This is a genomic window from Pseudorhodoplanes sinuspersici (assembly GCF_002119765.1).
Taxonomy (GTDB): domain Bacteria; phylum Pseudomonadota; class Alphaproteobacteria; order Rhizobiales; family Xanthobacteraceae; genus Pseudorhodoplanes; species Pseudorhodoplanes sinuspersici.
On sequence record NZ_CP021112.1, the window covers coordinates 5,635,103 to 5,653,977 of the forward strand.

General features: G+C 61.3%; 16 protein-coding genes. 6 read left to right on the plus strand and 10 right to left on the minus strand.

What is annotated here, in order from left to right; all coding sequences use genetic code 11:
- Positions 1–23: 23 nt before the first annotated feature.
- Both CAK95_RS27365 and CAK95_RS27370 read left to right on the plus strand, forming a co-directional pair.
- Positions 24–1,382, plus strand: a complete 1,359-nt coding sequence (locus CAK95_RS27365; RefSeq protein ID WP_086090835.1) for an aromatic ring-hydroxylating oxygenase subunit alpha — start codon at positions 24–26, stop codon at positions 1,380–1,382.
- On the plus strand, positions 1,379–1,885 hold the full coding sequence (locus tag CAK95_RS27370; protein WP_086090836.1) for an aromatic-ring-hydroxylating dioxygenase subunit beta: 507 nt from the start codon (positions 1,379–1,381) through the stop codon (positions 1,883–1,885). The genes CAK95_RS27365 and CAK95_RS27370 overlap by 4 nt, the downstream gene beginning before the upstream one ends.
- Positions 1,886–1,943: 58 nt before the next feature.
- Here CAK95_RS27370 and CAK95_RS30325 read toward each other — a convergent pair whose 3' ends face one another.
- From CAK95_RS30325 to CAK95_RS27415, 9 genes are all read right to left on the minus strand, one after another.
- Complete coding sequence (locus tag CAK95_RS30325) at positions 1,944–3,596, minus strand: aldolase/citrate lyase family protein (RefSeq protein WP_086090837.1); 1,653 nt, start codon at positions 3,594–3,596, stop codon at positions 1,944–1,946.
- Between the two features lie 155 nt (positions 3,597–3,751).
- Positions 3,752–4,483: an EthD family reductase gene (locus tag CAK95_RS27380; protein WP_086090838.1), complete on the minus strand. Its 732-nt coding sequence runs from the start codon at positions 4,481–4,483 to the stop codon at positions 3,752–3,754.
- A gap of 201 nt (positions 4,484–4,684) precedes the next feature.
- The gene (locus CAK95_RS27385; RefSeq protein WP_086091695.1) at positions 4,685–6,292 is read right to left on the minus strand and encodes an ATP-dependent acyl-CoA ligase; all 1,608 of its coding nucleotides are present in this window, start codon (positions 6,290–6,292) and stop codon (positions 4,685–4,687) included.
- 16 nt (positions 6,293–6,308) lie between these two features.
- Entirely contained in the window at positions 6,309–7,409 is a 1,101-nt protein-coding gene (locus CAK95_RS27390) for an LLM class flavin-dependent oxidoreductase (RefSeq protein WP_245303544.1), read from the minus strand.
- An 82-nt stretch (positions 7,410–7,491) separates the two neighbouring features.
- Complete coding sequence (locus tag CAK95_RS27395) at positions 7,492–8,274, minus strand: GntR family transcriptional regulator (protein WP_086090839.1); 783 nt, start codon at positions 8,272–8,274, stop codon at positions 7,492–7,494.
- A gap of 10 nt (positions 8,275–8,284) precedes the next feature.
- Positions 8,285–10,126: a dipeptide ABC transporter ATP-binding protein gene (locus tag CAK95_RS27400; RefSeq protein ID WP_086090840.1), complete on the minus strand. Its 1,842-nt coding sequence runs from the start codon at positions 10,124–10,126 to the stop codon at positions 8,285–8,287.
- Between the two features lies 1 nt (position 10,127).
- On the minus strand, positions 10,128–11,054 hold the full coding sequence (locus CAK95_RS27405) for an ABC transporter permease (protein WP_086090841.1): 927 nt from the start codon (positions 11,052–11,054) through the stop codon (positions 10,128–10,130).
- Between the two features lies 1 nt (position 11,055).
- Positions 11,056–12,075 (minus strand): ABC transporter permease, encoded by a 1,020-nt coding sequence (locus CAK95_RS27410; RefSeq protein WP_086090842.1) that lies wholly within the window; start codon positions 12,073–12,075, stop codon positions 11,056–11,058.
- A gap of 169 nt (positions 12,076–12,244) precedes the next feature.
- Entirely contained in the window at positions 12,245–13,786 is a 1,542-nt protein-coding gene (locus tag CAK95_RS27415) for an ABC transporter substrate-binding protein (protein ID WP_086090843.1), read from the minus strand.
- Positions 13,787–14,129: 343 nt separating this feature from the next.
- Between CAK95_RS27415 and CAK95_RS27420 the strand changes: the two genes are divergently transcribed.
- From CAK95_RS27420 to CAK95_RS27435, 4 genes are read left to right on the plus strand one after another with little or no spacing between them, the layout of a single operon-like run.
- The gene (locus tag CAK95_RS27420) at positions 14,130–15,077 is read left to right on the plus strand and encodes an NADP-dependent oxidoreductase (protein WP_086090844.1); all 948 of its coding nucleotides are present in this window, start codon (positions 14,130–14,132) and stop codon (positions 15,075–15,077) included.
- Positions 15,074–16,243 (plus strand): thiolase family protein, encoded by a 1,170-nt coding sequence (locus CAK95_RS27425; RefSeq protein ID WP_086090845.1) that lies wholly within the window; start codon positions 15,074–15,076, stop codon positions 16,241–16,243. Before CAK95_RS27420 ends, CAK95_RS27425 begins: the two co-directional genes overlap by 4 nt.
- Positions 16,244–16,246: 3 nt before the next feature.
- Positions 16,247–17,494, plus strand: coding sequence for an SDR family NAD(P)-dependent oxidoreductase (locus tag CAK95_RS27430; protein ID WP_086090846.1), 1,248 nt, complete (start codon positions 16,247–16,249; stop codon positions 17,492–17,494).
- Entirely contained in the window at positions 17,491–18,288 is a 798-nt protein-coding gene (locus tag CAK95_RS27435) for a cyclase family protein (protein ID WP_086090847.1), read from the plus strand. Before CAK95_RS27430 ends, CAK95_RS27435 begins: the two co-directional genes overlap by 4 nt.
- A 16-nt stretch (positions 18,289–18,304) precedes the next feature.
- On the opposite strand, the gene CAK95_RS27440 is transcribed toward CAK95_RS27435, so the two are convergent.
- Positions 18,305–18,766 (minus strand): GFA family protein, encoded by a 462-nt coding sequence (locus CAK95_RS27440; RefSeq protein WP_086090848.1) that lies wholly within the window; start codon positions 18,764–18,766, stop codon positions 18,305–18,307.
- Positions 18,767–18,875: the final 109 nt, after the last annotated feature.

Consider the following 18,875-nt stretch of genomic DNA (forward strand, 5'->3'; position numbering starts at 1 on the left):
CGGTCCTCACCGGAGATCAGGCCATGCAGGCATATTCCGTCGACGACCTTTCCAGCGCAGTTCAACCCGCGCGCGTTCACCGCCGACTATATACCGACCCGGCGATTTTCGAACTGGAGATGGAACGCATTTTTGGTGTGGCCTGGCTTTACGTTGGACATGAGAGCCAGGTACGCAATCCCGGCGATTATTTTCTGACGCAGGTCGGCCGCAAGGCGATGGTGGTCACGCGCGATGACACCGGCAAGCTGCGGGTTCTGCACAATCAATGCGCACATCGCGGTGCTATGGTGGTGGCGTCCGATTGCGGACACGCCAAGGAATTCCAGTGCGTCTATCACGGCTGGACCTATCACCTCGACGGCCGCCTGAAGGCCGTGCCGCTCAATCACGGCTATCCTTCGGATTTCGATACAAAGAATCCGCGCACATCGATGACGCAGGTGCCGCGGGTCGAGAGCTATCGCGGCTTCATCTTCATCAGCCAGGCGAAAGACGGCCAGAGCCTCACCGATTATCTCGGCCATATGGCGACATCGATCGACGACATGATCGACCGCGCGCCCGACGGCGAGATCGAAATGGCCGGCGGCGTCTTCCGTCACGCCTATAACGCCAACTGGAAACTCTATCTCGAAAACCTCTGCGACGCCGCGCATCCCTGGTTCACGCACCGATCATCGATCGACGCCGCGCAGCAGCAGAGCGACGATGTCTATTCCGACGGCACCGGCGAAATCGCCATCCGGCAGATGCGACAGAACGGAGCGCCCTACTCGTTCTGGGAAAATCAGGTCGGCATCTGGACCTATCCGAACGGCCACAGCTATCTGGGCGATTATCACGACGACAAAAAGCTTGTCGCCTCGATGGAAGACCCGCTGTTCCGCGACTATATCGGCATCCTGGAAGCGAAGAAGGGCAAGGACGAGGTCAAGCGCATTCTCGAAGTGCGCCGCTGGAATTCGAACCTCTATCCGAACCTGTCCTTCATGAGCCAGTTCCAGCAGTTGCGCGTCGTGCACCCGATCAGCGTCAACCGCACCGTCGTGAACACCTATTGCTTCAGGCTCAAGGGCGCGCCGGAGCAGATGTTCCGCAACACCATCAGCTTTGCCAACATCGTCAACGGCACCGGCTCGCTGGTGCTGACCGACGATCTCGAAATCTACAACCGCATCGGCATCGGCCTGCATAGCGACGGCGCCGAATGGATCGAGGTCGGCCGCGGCTACCACAGCGACGTGCGCGACGAGTTCGGCGGCCTGAAGGGCAAGAACTCGACCAGCGAAGTCTATATCCGCAACATGTTCGAGGCCTGGCGCGGTTATATGCTCGGCGACAAGGCCGGCGCGGCACAGGCGATGAAGGAAAGCGCATGAACACCGCGGCATTGAAGAAGGCTTCGTCGGTCAGTTTGTCGCGCGCCGATTGCGAGGACTTCCTGATCAACGAGGCGCGCCTGCTTGACGAGGCGCGGTTCGACGAATGGCTGGCACTGTTCACGCCCGAGGCGCATTACTGGGTGCCGAGCGAGCCGAACCAGAAGAGCCCGCTCGATACCGTGTCGCTGATGTATGACGACCGGCGCTTGCTCGAGACTCGCGTGCGCCGGCTGTCGAGCCCGAAAATCTATTCGCAGGAGCCGCGCTCGCGCACCAGCCGCATCGTCACCAACGTGACGATCGAAAGCGCTGTGAATGGCGTGACCAAAGTGCGTTCGAAATTCGTGATGGTGGAATATCGGCGCGAAGAACAGCGCCTGTTCGCCGGCACCTATCTGCATGACCTCGTCTTGATCGATGATGCGATCCGCATCGCGTTCAAGAAGGTCGATCTCGTCAACGCCGATGCGCCCATGGACGGGCTGGTGGTGCCGTTCTAAAGCGTTTCCGGCTTTGATGGAATCAAAGCCGGAGCCCGGTCTCAGGCCCTCGGCTTCGTCACGCCGGAACCAGCGCCAAAACGCGCAACGGGCTGCCCGAGCCCTTCTCGATCTTCAGCGGCGCCGTCACCAGCACCGCGCCGGTCGGCGGCAATTGATCGAGATTGCAGAGGCTCGCAAGACCGAACTTGTTGGCACCATGCATCAGGTGATGCGCCGGGAATGCCGGCTCGAACGCGAAGGCGAGGCCCGCATCGGTGCCGACCGCTTCCACGCCCCAGCCATTGACGTTGCGCTGCTGCACGAGGAACGTCACCGCCGCCGCCGAAGGGCCCGGCACATGCGGGCCGTCTTCTTTCATATTGAGGAAGCGCGCGGGATCCTCGCGCTTCGACCAGTCGGTGCGCATCAGCACCCAGGCGCCGTCCGGAATGCGGCCATGCTTTCCTTCCCACGCCTCGATATGCGACGGCTCCAGCAGGAATTTCTCATCCGCCGCCGCTTCCTTGCTGCAATCGATCACCACGGCAGGTGCAACGAAACGCTGTACCGACACCGTGTCTGTGTAACCGTCGGGATAATGCTGGCCGGTGACCCAATGGGCCGGCGCATCGAAATGCGTACCGGTATGTTCGCCGCAGGAAATGTTGTTCCAATACCAGGCGGGCCCGCGCTCGTCGTAGCGCGAAATCTCCGATGTGCGGAACGGATTGGATTGCGCCAGCGGCGGCGGCAGCTGGATCACCGGCGTCGACGGCTTCAGCGTCTGCGTCATGTCAACAACACGGATCTTGCCGTCGGCGATATGAGAGGCGAATTTCAGCAGCAGGTCAGACACGTCGTCATCCCCTTCATTGGATTGAGAGCCGATCTCGTTGGCGAGAGAAGCGAGTTCGTTGGATAGATATCCGGCGGAGGCCGATGCGGCGTGCGCGATGCCCGCGGGCTTCGCATCGGACACGCTGCTGAATTGTTTCATGGCTTTTGCAAAGCCGCCAGCGACAACCTCGATATCGTTGGCCGCCACCACAATCGGATAGCCGTCGTCGCGGCGCGCAATCGCCGCATCTGTATTGCCGGTGAAAATACCGCACGGGATACCGACCGTTTTGCAGGCCTGCATGATGGTGTTGCAGGCATCGCCATGCCGAGCATCCGCCCGCGGAAATCCGTTGAGCGAGACCGCAAGATCGCCGGTGCCGATCAGCACGAAATCGACGCCAGGCGTATTGGCGATCGCCGCCGCATGACGCACCCCGCGCAGGGTCTCGATCATCACACCGACGATCGTATGCTGCATCGCGTTCATGTAATAGGCGCCGAAATCGCGCCCCAAGGGACGAACGCCGCCGCCCGAGCGCACACCTTCCGGTGGAAAGCGCGCGGCAGCGACGGCCGCTGCCGCCTCTTCATCGGTTTCGATCAGGGGCACGATCACGCCTTCGGCGCCGGCATCCAGCGCCTGCCCGATCGCATTGGCGGAGTTCTCGGCAACCCGGACCAGCACCGGCGCCGTTTTTGACGCGATGCCGATGGCGTGTTCGATCGACAGACGATCCCAAAGCCCATGCTGGGCATCGATGACGATCGCGTCGGGAGCGGCTTGCGCCGCCAGTTCGATCACCGCGGGAGATCCGAGCGACATCCAGAACAAGCCGAGCGGCTCGCTCTGGCCGATCCGGTGACGCAGGGGCAAGGTCACGCCTGACATCGCGAACTCCAAAACATGCGCACAACGGCTCTTAAATCCATCATGCGGCAAACACCCTGTTGACGCCCAGCTTTTGTACTTTCCGATAGTCTAGCCAATTGCGCGGACAGGTGTTCATTTTGTCTTGCCGCCGGTGATCCCACAAAGACTTAACCTTAATCGCGCCGCTGCGGATAGCGTTCGCCCTGCACGGAGATTGTGCGGAACGGATAATGCGCAGCCGTCCCCTCGAACGCGGGAAAGTTGTGGAAGTCGCGCCGCAGGGCCGCGCGCACAGGGCTTGCCATTGCCGCGTTCATTGCCTCGGGGCTGTCGAAGACGGTCTTGTTTCGCTGCATGGTCCTGCGCACGGAGAATGGTAAAGCCGAGATCACAACCGCGGGTGTGTAGATTTCGATCTTGCGGATGCCGGGGAATTTCGCCAGCAGCGGCGGATGTCCTTCGACATAGAAGAGATGCCAGGCATTCTCGTCTTTGGCCGGGCCTTCGTACTCGACCAGATAGCTCAGAAGACCATCGGGGCGCTCACCCTTCACCGGCTCGGCCACCGGATAGCGGCGCGTCAGCATCGCGTGGTGGCTTGCCTTTGTCCCTTCGAGACTTGGCAAAAGGTCAGGATGCGCCAGCGCTTGCAGATAGCCGTGCGGACGCAAGCTGTTTTCGAGATCGGCAATCTCGGCAAATTCGAGTTGCAACACCAAAGCCGGCGATGTGTGCAACTCGGCCGCGTAATGCGGATCGTGCGCATGCACCGGCGTCATCACATGGCCTTCGATCAGTCGCGGACAGCCACGCAGGAAGGCGAGCAGCCCCTGATGATCGTGCTCATCGAGCGTTGGCGATTGGCCGTCTTTCGCGTCCCATTGGCAGAACCAGGAAATCGCCATGCGTACTTACTCCACCCAAGAACGCCAAACCGTCCCCCGTCACCCTGAGGCGCTTGATGCGAAGCATCGAGCCTCGAAGGGCGGCGGGCCAAAAACCGCTATGCCGGGCCGTTCATCCTTCGAGGCTCGCCGCTATAGCGGCTCGCACCTCAGGATGACGGATCAATGGGTGGCGATCAGTCGATGTGTTGATAGACATTACTACCGCTTCACCTTGATCCCCGCCGCCTCGCGGTCCCAAGTGTCCGCCGACCGGCCCCGCTCGCGCAACTTGAATTTCTGCACTTTGCCGCTTTCGGTGCGCGGCAGGTCGCTCGCGAATTCCACAAACCGCGGAATGGCGAAATAGGACAGCCGGCCCTCGCAGAAGCGTACAAGGTCTTCGCCATTCAGCGTCGCGCCGTCCTTGACAACCACCGTCGTCATCACCTCGTCCTCGGCCAGCTCAGAAGGCACCGGAAATACAGCAGCGATCTCCACCGCCGGATGCGACATGATCACCCGCTCCACCTCGAACGACGAAATATTCTCGCCCCGGCGGCGGATCGTATCCTTCATCCGGTCGATGAATTTGTAATAGCCCTCTTCATTACGCACCACGCGATCGCCGGTATGCAGCCAAAGATTGCGCCAGGCTTCGACAGTCTTTTCCGGCATGCCGAAATAACCGGACGCCATCGAGAATGGCTCATCGCCGCGGAGCAACAATTCGCCTGGCGTGTTGTCCGGCACATCGTTGTCTTCGTCATCGACGATGCGGGCCTGGAAACCTTCCGCCAGCTTGCCGATCCAGCCCGGGCGGCGTGTCTCCATGGTCGCCCCGATCACGGCATTGCTTTCGGTCGCACCATAACCATCCAGCAAAACGATGCCGCTGCGCTCAGTGAAGATCTCATGCAGATGCGCCGGCACGCCGGGCGCAAGCGCGCAGCGCACCTTATGACGGCGCTCATCTTCGCTCGGCGGACGCGACAGCAGCATCGGCACCATCGCGCCGAGCACATACGTCACCGTTGCCCCGGAGGCGACGAGCGCCGACCAGAAATTCGAGACTGACAAGCGCTTCTCGACGACTTGGGTTGAGCCGGTCAACAGGGCCTGGAAGAACGTGCCGAGCGCGTTGACGTGAAAGAGCGGCAAGGTGGTGTGCAGCACATCGCCTTCACGCAGGCCAAGCTGGCGCGCGCAATAATAGCCCCACCAGAAATATTGCGCATGCGGCGCGCACACGCCTTTCGACGGCCCCGTCGTGCCTGACGTGAACAGGATGGTGAGGAAATCATGCGGCTTCAAGGAAGCGGCCGGAACAGGCGCGGCAAGCTCCGGCAGCTTGCGAACGGGCACTGACTGATGCAGTGACGGCGCATCGGCCACCGGATCGATGATCCAGATCGCTTCCACCGCAAGACCGGAGAAATCGACAAACTCAAGCGCCGGCAGCCATTCGCTTTCGAGGACCAGCAGCCGTGCGCCGCTGGTCCGTAGCATATGTTCCAGTTGCGGCCCGCGCGCCGCAACATTGATCGGCACCGACACCGCTCCGATCCACGCACAGCCGAGAAACAATGCGATGAATTCAGTCCGGTTTCCGCAAACGATCGCGACGCGATCGCCCTTTTTCATTCCGGCCTGCGCAAAGCGCCCACCGCTGCGCGCCGCGATGTCGGCAACCTGCGCATAACTCCAGGTCGTGCCGTCGCACACGAATAACGGCTTGTCGCCATGGCGTGCCGCCTGCCGTTTCAGCATTTCGGGGACGACGCGTGCCGATGGCTCAAAACGTTCTTTCAGGCTTTCAACAATGCTCATGAGGTCGTCAACACCATCATGCACGCAGGCCCGCTTCCTTCAGCCGCGGGATCACGGTCTCGCAGAAATACGGCAGTTCGTTCTTGTAATTGACGAATGACAAGGCTGCGCCGTTGAAGCCCGCGCCTGCGAATTTCGCCAATTCGCTCGCCACATGGTCCGGCGTGCCGACCAGTGGATAGCTGCCGGTGCCCGCCGAGAAACGCTGCTTGTATTGCTTGAACGCTTCGTCCTCGTGGCTGTGGCTGAAATTCTTCTTCTGCTGCATGTGATAGGCGACAGCTTCTTCATCGATATTCTGCCGCGAGTAATAATCGTAATAGTCTTCTGCCTCGCTTTGCGTCGGGCGGCAGACGACATGACCAATCGTGAACACGCCGACCTCGCGACCGAACTTTTCTGCACGGCCCTTGATGTCAGCGATGTGTCCTTTGCCAACCTCAAGATCGGTGAAGCTCGTGAACAGATGATCGCAATTCTGCGCAGCGAAGTCGCGGCCGGGAGGGCCGAAAGCGGCGTTCATGGTCACCGGACGCGGACGCTGCAATGAGGCCGGACGGCTGACCGCCCCCTTCAACTGGTAATGCACGCCGCTGAAGTCGATCGGCTTGTCGCTGTTGTAGGTCTGGACGATGACGTCGATCCATTCCTTGGCCTGCACATAGGCGTCCTTCACCAGCGTGACACCGAACATGTCGAACTCGTCCGGATTCCAGCCGCAGACGATGTTGAGCCCGGCGCGGCCATGGCTGATGTGATCGACGGTCGCCAGCGCCTTTGCCGCATAGAGCGGATGCAGCAGCGGCACATGGACGGTCATGAATAGCGCGATGCGCTCGGTCATGGCCGCAAGGCCCGCCGCCCAGGTGAAGGTCTCGAAAGACCATTCGCGCACATTGGTCGAGCCGCCATAACCGCGCCAGCGCGCGATCGGCAGGAAGAAGTCCATCCCGGCACGATCGGCAATCTGCGCCGCAGCGGCAATGTCGTCCCATTCCGCCTTCCAGGCTTCCGGGACTGTCGAAAACGTCAGACCGCGATCGGCATTCGCGGAGAAGACACCGAGCTTGAAGCCCTGATTGGCAGGGTCGGACATTGGGTTGATGACCTGCGGCATTTACAAGCTCCTCATCCGCAAACAGTATACTGTATCCAGATTATGAGGTGGGTTTCCCGCTGTCAAATCAAAGTCCGCCCGCTCATGGCCTCCGATAGGTCCGATAAGCCAGCACCGCCGCATCCACATGCTGCTTGAACAGCGTACTCACGCGGTCCGCCTTGCCGGCCCGGAATGCGTCGTGGATCGCTCGCAATCGCTCCAGAACATCCTCCCGTACCTTTCGTTGCGATAGCGTGACCAGTCGGATGACCTGCACATGATCGATGTAACGCGCCAGCGCCGCGACCAGTTGTGCATTCGGCACCTGCGCCAGCCAGGCCCTGCGGAACGTCGCATTGGCGATGACGAAGGCCGCGAAGTCGTTCGCCTTGCTGGCCTTGATGCCGGCATTGATCGCGCCATCCATCGTCTCGAGCGCGGCCACGGTCATGTTCTTCGCAGCGATCGTCGCCGCGGCTGGCTCCAGCAGACGCCGGATCTCGAATATTTCCTCGATTTCCTTGTCACTGTAGCGCCGCAGCACGAAGCCGCGCGTCGTACTTTCGAGCATGCCGTCGTGCACGAGCTGCATCAGCGCTTCGCGCACCGGCATCCGTGAAACGCCGAACTTATTGGCGATATCGACATCGACCAAGCGGTCATCGAAGGTCAAGAGACCGCCGTGAATACGTTCGCGCAGATGATCATAGATCTGCTCGCGCAGGCTGGCCGGCTTCAGCACCTTCATCTGCGAAGCCTCGGACTGCGGTTCCTTGGCTCGGATTGCTTTGTTTTGTACAGCCTTGGTTTGTGTAACCTTGGCTTGCGTGAGCTTGGCTTGCGGCTTTGCGGCCGGCTTGGCTTTGGTTGAGGCGCTGGTCATCGTCTCATCCTCATTGCAACACGGGCGGCCAGGGTTGATCGGTGTTGTCGGGCGGCACCGCACCCAGCAGCGCTTTGGTATAGGGATGGCGCGGATTCGCGAATACCGCTTCGGTGTCCCCCTCCTCGACAATCTCGCCGCCATGCATCATCAGGATGCGCGAGCACAGATAGCGCACCACCGCGAGATCGTGGCTGATGAACACCATCGTCAGCCCGTGACGGCGATTGAGATCGAGCAGGCAGTTGAGAATATGCGCCTGCACCGAAACATCGAGACCGGACACGATCTCGTCGGCGACCACAAGCTTCGGCTTCGCCCCAAGCGCGCGGCCGATATTCACACGCTGCCGCTGCCCGCCAGACAATTGCGACGGAAACCGGTCGAGGCAATCCGGCGGCAGGCCGATATCCTTCAAAAGATTTTCCGCAAACGGCCGCCGCGCGCTTTCCGGCTTGTAGCTCTCGCCCGCCTCCAGCGCCTGCGTCAGCAATCGCAGTACGCTGCGGCGCGGATTGAGCGCCGATTGCGGGTCTTGGAAAATGAGCTGCGTATCGCGCCGCGTCAGATGGATGATGCGGCCGTCCTGCACGTAGTCCTCACCGTCGATGCTGATGCTGCCGGCGCTCGGCTGTTCGAGGCCGACGATCAGCCGCCCGACCGAGGTCTTGCCGCTGCCGCTCTCGCCGACGATGCCGAGGATCTCGCCCTCGCGGATCGAAAAGGTCGCCGACTTCACCGCATCGAACCGCGATCGCCGCAGCCCGAGAAAGCCGCGCGAGGCTTGATAGCTTAACCGCACCTTCTCGAAGGCCACGGCAGGCTTCGACTTCACCTCGCCCAGCGCCGGCAGTTCGAGAATCGCCCCCGCCTCCACCGACCCGCCAGCCGAGCAACGCTCCGCACAGCGCACCCAATGTCCGGCACCGATCTGACGTGGCGGCAATCGCGTGGTCGCACAGGACGGATCCTTCACCGAACAGCGCGGCGCGAATCTACAACCGGGCAGACCGGCAAAGCTGCCGATCCCCGGCATGTGATCCGACAAGGCCGGCAGCACACGGCGCGGACCGGTCAGGTCCGGGATCGCCGCCAGCAAACTCTTGGTATAGGGATGCGACGGCGCCTTCAGCACCGCCGCCGCCGGGCCATATTCGACCATATCGCCGGCATACATCACGCCGACATTGCGGCAGACATGGCCGGCGAGCCGCAGGTCATGCGTGATGAACAGCAGTGCCGTATGATGCGCCGCCTGCTGCTCGGCGATCAGCCGCACGATCTGCGCCTGCGTCATCACATCGAGCGCCGTGGTCGGCTCGTCCGCCACCACCAGCGTCGGCTCGCCGGCGAAGGCCATCGCGATCAAGACGCGCTGGCACTGGCCGCCGGACAATTCATGCGGATAGCGCTGCAGCGCCTCTTCGGCATTGCGAAGCTGCACCTGCTGCAGGCGCTCGATCATCAGCGTGCGGCGGCGCGACTTGTCGATGCGAAGATGCTGCAGATGTTCGCCGAATTGCGCGCCGATGGTCCGCACCGGATTGAGCGCACTCAGCGGCTCCTGCGGAATGAAGGCGATCTTGCGCCCCAGCAAGGCGCGGCGCGCCGCCTTCCCGAGCGAGAGCAGGCTCTTGCCGTCGAACAGCACATCGCCGGACGACACCGAGAAGTTGTCCGGCAAAAGTCCCGAAACAGTCCGGCCGATCATGCTCTTGCCGGCACCGGATTCGCCGACCAGGCCGATGATCTCGTCCTGTCCCAGATCGAATGACAGATCGCGCAGCACCTCGATGTTGCGCCCGCCGATCCGCGCCGTCACCGTCACCTTGTCGAAGGACAACACGCTCATGTCACAGGCTCCGCTTGCGCAGGCGCGGATCGAGCGACACCCGCAAGCCTTCGCCGAGCAGGTTGAAGCCAAGCACGGTGACGAAGATGGCGATGATCGGCAGGATCATGCCCCACGGCGCCTGATACATGTAGTTGCGGGCGCCGGCGATCATCATGCCCCAGGCCGGCACATCGGCCGGCACGCTCAAGCCGACGAAGCTCAAAATCGCCTCGACGATCACGCCGATCCCGACCTGCAACGTGAACAGCGTGATGATCAGCGGCGCCACGCTTGGCAGGATCTCGCGCAGGATGATCCGCAGATCGCCGAATCCCAGCAGCCGCGCGGCCGAAACGAAATCCTTGCGCCGCACGACAATCACCTCGGAGCGCACCACGCGGCAGAAACGCGTCCAGTCCACCAGCACGATCGCCAGGATCACATTGCCGATGCCGGTGCCGAAGCCGACCATCAGCGTCAGCGACAGCACCACCGGCGGCAGCGACATCCACAAGTCGACGAAATGGCTGATGATGCGGTCGATCCAGCCGCCGAAATAACCGGCGAGCAACGCCAGTGTTGTCCCGAGCAGCATCGCGCCGATGGCGGCGCCGAACCCGACCAGCAATGCGACGCGCGCGCCATAGATCATCTGCGACAGGATACAGCGGCCGAGGCTGTCGGTGCCGAACGGGTATTGCGACGTGCCGTCGGCCGCCCACATCGGCGGCAGCAGCATATTGATGAGATCCTGATTGGCCGGATCGTTCGGCGCGATCTGCGGGGCGAACAAGGCGCAGGTCACCATGATCGTGACGATGATCGCGCCGACAACCACCTTCGGCGAGCGGATGGCGCCGCGCAATGCCTCCATCACCGGTGACGATGCTTTCGTTGCCGGCTTTGGCGCAGTCACGGTGACGGGCACGGATACGGTTTCCTGCATGTCAGGCCCGTCGCAGCTTGGGATTGAGAACGACATAGAGAATGTCGACCACGGTATTGATCAGCAGCGTAATGACGCAGAACACCAGCGCGATGCCCTGGATCAACGGCAGGTCGTGATTTCGGACAGCCTGGACCATCAGATTGCCGATGCCGGGGTAGGAGAAGATCGTCTCCACCAGCAGCGTGCCGCCGAACAGAAAGCCGAATTGCGCCCCGATCAGCGTGATGGTCGGCAAAGCCGAATTGCGCAGCATGTGTTTGAGGATGATCTGCTGTTCGGTCAGGCCGCGCTGACGCGCGACCGTGACGTAATGATCGTCGGAGGCTTCCAGAAGCGATGAGCGCAGCACGCGAATGACCAGCGGACTGAAGCCGAGCGCCAAAGCCGATGCCGGCAGGATCAGATGCAGGAAGGCATTGTGCCAATGTCCGAACTGGAACGTGATGATGTAGTCGATCAGCAGAAAGCCCGTTCCACCGGCCGGCATGACGATGCCGGAATCGACGCGGCCGGAAAACGGCAGCCATCCCAGCATCACGCCGAAGCCCAACATCAGGAAAATCGCCCACAGAAAGGCCGGGATCGACAGCATGCACACCACCAGCACATCGAGAATATTCTCGATGACGGTGCCACGTGTGCCGTAGAGCAATAGCCCGCCCGGAATGCTGATGATCAGCGCCAGCGCCAGTCCGGCAAACGACAATTCCAGCGTCGCCGGCAGTGAATTAGCAAGCAGCCGCGTCACCGGCTCACGGAATGAAATCGACGTGCCGAGATTGCCATGCAAGGCGTCGCGCAGCCAGATGACATATTGAACGACGATCGAACGATCGAGCCCGAGCGCATGCCGCACCGCGTCCGCGTCGGCCTGCGTGGCATTGGGCGGCAACAGCATGGCCAAGGGATCAGCCGGCAATGCCCGCAACACGAAGAATACGACGATCGATAGCAGCAGCACCGTCGGGATGGCTCCCGCAAAGCGCCTTGCCGCGACGTTGATCAGAGCTTTGAACATATAACCGTCATTCCCGCAGAGCGGGCCTATGTCCGTTGGTCATTCCGGGGCGCGCCTGAAAGGCGCGAGCCCGGAATCCAGTCAAGTGCTCGGAAATGGTCTCTGGATTCCGGGTTCGCGGGCCTAAAAGCCCGCGCCCCGGAATGACGACATAAACCGAGACGCGGCGCTACCCCTTCCGCTTGGCTTCCGCCGGCAGGATATAGCCCTGCGAGTAGATCGGCAGATCGACCGTCTTCTTGGTCACGACATTGGCGGCGGGCTGCAACAGCGGAATGCTCCAGGAATTCTCCGATGCATCCTTGTTGAGAGCGCGATACCCTTCCAGCCGCTCCTCGCCGAGCTTCATGGCGAACAGTTTGGCGATGCGCTCGCCATTGGCCGGCTCCTTCCATGCCGAGAAACGCAGCGCCGGGTTGAGAATGCGGCCGGAATAGTTTTCCGGATCTCCCGTGGCGTTGGCCCAGCTATAGAGCATGATGCCCGGCAGCTTGGCGCCGTGGTTGAGTTCGAGATATTTGGCGACCGTGGTCTCTTCGATTTTCACGTCCACACCGATCTGACGCCACATCGCGGCAATCGCCTGTGCGATTTCATAGTCGTTCGGGAATGTGCCGTTGGTCGTGAGGAAGGTCATCTGCAGCGGCTTCGCCTTGCTGAAACCGGCCTTCTCCATGATTTCGGCCGCCCGCTTGCGATCGAAGGGGAATTTATAGCCGGGCACATCGCCGCTTGACCCTGGCGTCGCCAGCACCTGCAGCGGCTTTGCGACATTGTTGAAGAACGCCTTGGCCAAAGCCGCCTTGTCGATCGCCATGTGCAGGGCGGTGCGCACATCCTTGTTCTGATACGTCTCTACATAGCTCGGAATCTGCAGCATGTAGATTTCGGCCTGCGGGAACAGATTGACCGAAAGCTCCGGCTTGCTCTGCAGGCGCACCGCTTCGCGGAACGGCAATTGCACAGCAACATCGACCCGGCCGGATTCGATCGCGGCAACGCGCGTCGAGGCTTCCGGCAGCGCCTGGAAGGTCACATTCTTGATCGACGGCACGCCGCCCCAATACTTGTCGAAGGCTTCGAGCACGATGCGCGAACCGCGCTGATAATCGACCAGCTTGTAGGGGCCTGCTCCGATCGGCTTGGCCACGAAGCCTTCGTCGCCGACCTTCTCGTGATAGGCCTTGGGGAGAATGTAGACAGTGAGGAAGCCGAGATAGAATTCAGCGGACGGCGAGGGTTTGGAATAAACCAGCACGGCCTGCGTCGGCGAAATGATCTCGACGTCCTTCAAATCCTGAAGAAGGCCGGCAATGGCCAGCTTCTTGTCCTTGTGCGGACGCGTGACCCAGCTGTATTTCACATCTTCCGTGGTCAGCTTCGAACCATCGTGGAAGAACATATCGTCGCGCAGCGTGATCTCGAGCCGGGTAGAGTTGTCATCCACCCATTTGCGCGAGACGATCTGGCGCGGCTGCAGCTTCTGGTCGGATGAATAATGCAACGGAGAATCGAAGACGCATTTATAAATCGACTGACCGACCGGGAATGTCACCGATGTGGGGTCCCAGCTCTGGACATCGGCCATGAACGCGATGTTCAGGGCGTCCGGCGATTGTGCGTTTGCGACCTTTGAAAGAAATGCTGTCGCCGGCAAACCCATCATCAGCGACACGAATTCACGTTTGGTCAGATCATTCATTTTGCCCATAATAATATCCCTCTCCCGATTTATTGCGTGGCTGGCTGTTGGCTTGCGGTTAAGCCCACGGATCGATGCGCAGATTTACAGAAGGGTTTGCAAGTTGCATGCCCAGGTTACGCGCCTGTAAGCCCGGACGCGGCGTGCAGTTCTTGCGCACAGAGCGCAGTGTCTTGCACGTGGCTGCCGGAAAGGGCTCAGGCTTTCTACGCATCGGTACCCCGCCGTTAACCGCAAAGGTCTGGACGCCCCGGAATCCAGCCTTGCTAGAAATAGTATACTGTATTTTATTGTTCGCCCGTCAAGCCTCAGCTTTGGGCTTCAGGACATCGATTGTGAGGATAATGTCAGCATGCGCGCGGTTCAGTTCGATACCTATGGCGCCCCCGGCGTGCTGCATTTGCGAGATGCGCAGCATCCGCACCCCGGCGCTGGCGAAGTTCTGGTCGATGTTTACGCCGCCAGCCTGAACCCGGTGGACTGGAAAGTGCGGGCCGGACTGGTCGCAGCCAACTTTCCCCTCACCTTCCCTGCGACGACCGGTCGCGATGGCGCAGGCATCGTTCGCGGTGTTGGGCCAGATGTTGATCCCACGCTCATGGACAAGCGCGTTGCGTTCTTCGCGCCGCGCGGACAGGGAACGTGGACGGAGCAGATCGCACTGCCGGCCGCCGGCCTTGCGATCGTGCCAGACGATGTGACCCTCATCGATGCCGCCGCCATGCCGCTGGCCGGAACCAGCGCCTTTATTCCGCTGGTCGATATCGCCAATGTCGCGAAAGGCATGCGCGTTCTTGTGCATGCAGGCGCCGGCGGCGTTGGCACGTTTGCGATCCAGATCGCCCGCGCGCGCGGCGCTGAAGTCTTCGCCACCTGCTCGCAGCGTAATGCCGATTTTGTGGCCTCGCTTGGTGCAAACGTGATCGCTTATGATCAGGCGCCGTTCGAAACGCAGGTGAGCGATATCGACATTGTGCTGGACGTCATTGGCGGCGACGTGCATGAGCGCAGCTATAAAGTGCTCAAGCGCGGTGGCCTGATGGTATGTCTCAATGCCAAACCGTTCGTCGATCGCAGCGCCGAATATGGCGTCACGGTCAAGACCGCGCCGATCCTGCCGAAGCGGGAGATCCTGGAGTCGCTTCTGCAGATGATGGGCGCGGGCAACTTGCGCTCAGCGGTTGAGAAAACCATGCCGATCACCGATTTCCGGCAAGCCCATGAAATGTCGGAGACCGGACATGTGCGCGGCAAAATCGTCATGCTGATCCGCAACGACGACGGAACGCCTGTCGCATGAGCCGAACGCGCGCGCGATATGATGGTGTGGTCATCGCCTCGCCGGTGACGGTCCCTTACGTCCGCTACTCGGAGAAGGATGCGCACTGGTTTTTGGCGCGCGCACTGGCGGCGCTGCTGACATCGTCCGGATTGAAGAAGGATCAGATCGACGGCCTCGGCGTCTCCAGCTTCACGTTGTTTCCCGATACGGCCGTCGGACTGACGCAGCATCTCGGCTTCAGCCCGCGCTGGCTCGATCATCTGCCGTTCGGGGGCGCCAGTGGCGTGATCGCGTTGCGGCGCGCGGCCCGCGCTGTGCAAAACGGCGATGCCGATGTCGTGGCCTGCGTCGCAGGCGACACCAATCATGTCGATTCCTTCCGGCAAAATCTTGCGAACTTTTCGCGCTTCGCCCGCGATGCCGTTTATCCATTGGGATCGGGCGGGCCGAATGCGAGCTTCGCGCTTTTGACCTCGCATTACATGCAGCGCTTTGGCGCGAAGGCCGAAGACTTCGGCAAGCTCTGCGTCGCCCAGCGCGACAATGCGCTGCGCAATCCGCTGGCGCTGTTCAAGAAGCCGCTGACGCTCGAGGAGTATCTCAACGCGCGCGAGATCTCCGATCCGCTGAAGCTGTTCGACTGTGTGATGCCGTGCGCCGGCGCCGAAGGCTTCCTGGTGCTCACCGAGGATCACGCGCGGCAGCTCGGCCTGCCCTATGCCCGCATCTTGGGCACCATCGAACGGCACAATGCGTTTCCGGACGATCCGATTCAGGATCGCGGAGGATGGATGCAAGATCGCGACGATCTTTATGCTCAGGCGATGCTCGGGCCTGAGGATCTCGACTTCTTCGAGGCTTACGACGACTACCCGGTGATCAACGCCCTGCAATTCGAAGGCCTCGGATTCTGCGGCCACGGCGAAGCCCCTAACTTCATCCGCAGCAACACTTTTTCGATCGACGGCACGCTGCCTTTCAACACCTCGGGCGGGCAGTTATCGGTCGGCCAAGCGGGCGCCGCGGGCGGCTTTCTCGGCCTGGTGCAAGCATTGCGACAGGTCACAGACCAAGCCGGGAAAACGCAGATTCCCGAAGCAAAACATGGACTTGTGAGCGGTTTCGGGATGATCAATTACGACCGCGGCCTGTGCACCGGCGCCGCCATCCTGGGGCGCGCATAACTCATGACCGACGCCCTCAAACGCCCGCAAAAACGCAATCCGATCATGCCGTTACGGCTGCCGACGCTGCCGCCCGGCGCCCGCAGCAGAGCCGCTTTGCAGATGACGGCCGCGGTTGCGGAAGGCCGCTTCGAACTGCAGCATTGTCACGATTGCGGCCAGATCCAGTATCCGCCGCGCGATGCATGCACAAGATGTCTGTCGATACGGTTGGAGTGGAAGCCGATCGACGGCCGCGGCGAGCTGATTTCCGATACGCTGCTGCATCACAGCAACGAATTGTACTACCGGCAGCTTGTGCCGCTACGGCTGGGGCTCGTGCGCCTGAAAGAAGACATTACCGTACTCGCGCATCTGCACGGCGATTGCCCGAAAGCGACAGCGCCCGTGCGTGTGCGCGCGCATCTCGACAAGAGCGGACGGGCTGTTCTGATTGCTCTGCCCGCGACCGACACCCCGAACATGGCCGATGACAGGATGCTGCGTGAGATGACCTCCGATCCGAAATTCAGGAAAGTCCTCGTCACCGACGCCAAGAGCGCGACAGGTCAGGCCTTGTGCAAAGCGTTGTCGGATGCCGGCGCCGACATGATCTGGGCCGGCGTCGCCGAGCCCTGGAAACAGCCGCCGGGCTTTGACGCTCTCACGAAACTGCCCAATGTGGCCGTGGTGCCGCTCGAACTGACAGACAGCCGCTCGGTGCAAGATCTTGCGGCATCGATCGGCGCCAAGGTCGATATCCTGATCAACAATGCTGAGTTTCATCGCAGCACCGGCATTGCCGACCGGCCGGGCACCGAGACCGCGCGCGCGGAAATGGAGATCAATTATCTCGGGCTGATGCGGCTTGCCCAAAGCTTCGGCCCGGCCATGCGCGCGCGTGCGGCGGACAGCAGCGTACCCGCAACCGCGTGGGTCAATGTTCTGTCGATCTATGCGCTGTCTTCGCTACCGTCGCAGGGCACATTTTCAGCATCGAAAGCGGCCGCGCTATCGCTCTCCCAAACCTTGCGCGCAGAGATGCGGCATGCCGGTATCCGGGTTGTGAATGTGTTTCCGGGGCCTATCGATGACGAATGGACGCAGCGCGTGCCACCGCCAAAGCTTGCCCCCTCGGCGTTAGCCAAAGCTGTGGTGAAAGCCCTGCAGGATGGTGTCGAGGATATCTATCCAGGCGATGTGGCGCAGGACCTGTTCAGCAAGTGGCGGCAGAATGCCAAGGCGCTCGAGCGGGAAATGTGGGATCAATGAGCGCGACCGAGACGCCGTCCGATATTCTGCGCGAGATGACGCGGGCGCTGAAAACGCAGCACCTGCGCGTTGTCGACCTGACGCAAACGCTATCGCCACGCTTTCCGCAGATTGTGCTGCCGCCGGAATTCGACCAATGCGCACCTTTTCGAATGGAAGAGATCTCGCATTACGATGAACGCGGCCCCGGCTGGTACTGGAACAACATTTCCTTCGGTGAGCATACCGGAACGCATTTTGATGCCCCGATCCACTGGATCACCGGCCGCGATCTGCCGAACAGCACGACGGATTCGCTTCCCCCGCAAACATTCGTGGCGCCGGCCTGTGTCGTGGATTGCTCGGCTGAAGCAAAGCAGGATGCCGACTTTCTCCTGACCGTGGACCGGCTGAAGCTTTGGGAAAAAGAGCACGGCCGCATTCCTGCGGGCTCGTGGCTGCTGATGCGCACCGACTGGTCGAAGCGCACTGACCCCGTCGCCTACCAGAACTTCGACGCTGCCGGGCAGCATTCGCCGGGGCCGGATGTTTCCGCCGTTGATTTTCTCGTCCACGAACGACAGGTCATCGGCTTCGGATCGGAAACGATCGGCACTGATGCCGGACAGGCGGCCAATTTCCGCCCGCCCTATCCATGTCATTCGATCATGCATGGCAATGGCCGCCTCGGTCTTCAGTGCCTATGCAATCTCGATCTGCTGCCGCCAACCGGCGCAGTCATCATCGCCGCACCACTGAAAATCCTGAACGGCAGCGGCAGCCCCGTGCGCGCGCTGGCGCTCGTCGTGAGCTGAGTCAGCCCCAGACTATCTATATTGCCTGCCGATGACGTTGCCACGCCTCGATCAGCGGCACGAGATCAGGCGGGTGCCCCTCATGAATAATGCTGTCTTCCGGGATCGGTACCCACGGCTGCGCGCTCTTGGTCCAGATATGCCCGACCGGATTGAGCCAGCTCGTGTCGTCGAGCGTACCCGGTTTCAGGATCGACACCTTGTCGTTGGCGCGTGGATGGTGCACCGGCCGCACGCCGCAAACTTCACAGAAATCAGCGTCGATGATGCGGCCGCTGTCGGCTATCCGCTCCCATGTCCGCGGCGTTCCTTTCGTATACACGAACGCCGCGCGCGGGATCATCACCGACATGCCGAAGGCACTCGATGATTGCTTCTGACACTCTGTACAGTGACAAAGATAGACCGAAAGCGGCTCGGCCCGCACCTCGTAACGGAGCTCCCCGCATTGGCAGCCACCGGTCAGCGGCAGTTTCATCTTGCACCATGTGAAGTTGCGCGATCGCGAATGGCGTTACTATCTCACCATCCGATCCGAGCGCAATAGCCACGGTTCCACAGCGATAACGGGCGAAGCTTGATGCTTG

Coding starts and splice junctions, on each gene's coding strand:
- CAK95_RS27415 (WP_086090843.1), bottom strand. CDS start 13,786: ATGGGCAAAATGAATGATCTGACCAAACGTGAATTCGTGTCGCTGATG.
- CAK95_RS27370 (WP_086090836.1), top strand. CDS start 1,379: ATGAACACCGCGGCATTGAAGAAGGCTTCGTCGGTCAGTTTGTCGCGC.
- CAK95_RS30325 (WP_086090837.1), bottom strand. CDS start 3,596: ATGTCAGGCGTGACCTTGCCCCTGCGTCACCGGATCGGCCAGAGCGAG.
- CAK95_RS27435 (WP_086090847.1), top strand. CDS start 17,491: ATGAGCGCGACCGAGACGCCGTCCGATATTCTGCGCGAGATGACGCGG.
- CAK95_RS27365 (WP_086090835.1), top strand. CDS start 24: ATGCAGGCATATTCCGTCGACGACCTTTCCAGCGCAGTTCAACCCGCG.
- CAK95_RS27400 (WP_086090840.1), bottom strand. CDS start 10,126: ATGAGCGTGTTGTCCTTCGACAAGGTGACGGTGACGGCGCGGATCGGC.
- CAK95_RS27385 (WP_086091695.1), bottom strand. CDS start 6,292: ATGAGCATTGTTGAAAGCCTGAAAGAACGTTTTGAGCCATCGGCACGC.
- CAK95_RS27430 (WP_086090846.1), top strand. CDS start 16,247: ATGACCGACGCCCTCAAACGCCCGCAAAAACGCAATCCGATCATGCCG.
- CAK95_RS27390 (WP_245303544.1), bottom strand. CDS start 7,409: ATGCCGCAGGTCATCAACCCAATGTCCGACCCTGCCAATCAGGGCTTC.
- CAK95_RS27440 (WP_086090848.1), bottom strand. CDS start 18,766: ATGAAACTGCCGCTGACCGGTGGCTGCCAATGCGGGGAGCTCCGTTAC.
- CAK95_RS27425 (WP_086090845.1), top strand. CDS start 15,074: ATGAGCCGAACGCGCGCGCGATATGATGGTGTGGTCATCGCCTCGCCG.
- CAK95_RS27380 (WP_086090838.1), bottom strand. CDS start 4,483: ATGGCGATTTCCTGGTTCTGCCAATGGGACGCGAAAGACGGCCAATCG.
- CAK95_RS27395 (WP_086090839.1), bottom strand. CDS start 8,274: ATGACCAGCGCCTCAACCAAAGCCAAGCCGGCCGCAAAGCCGCAAGCC.
- CAK95_RS27410 (WP_086090842.1), bottom strand. CDS start 12,075: ATGTTCAAAGCTCTGATCAACGTCGCGGCAAGGCGCTTTGCGGGAGCC.
- CAK95_RS27405 (WP_086090841.1), bottom strand. CDS start 11,054: ATGCAGGAAACCGTATCCGTGCCCGTCACCGTGACTGCGCCAAAGCCG.
- CAK95_RS27420 (WP_086090844.1), top strand. CDS start 14,130: ATGCGCGCGGTTCAGTTCGATACCTATGGCGCCCCCGGCGTGCTGCAT.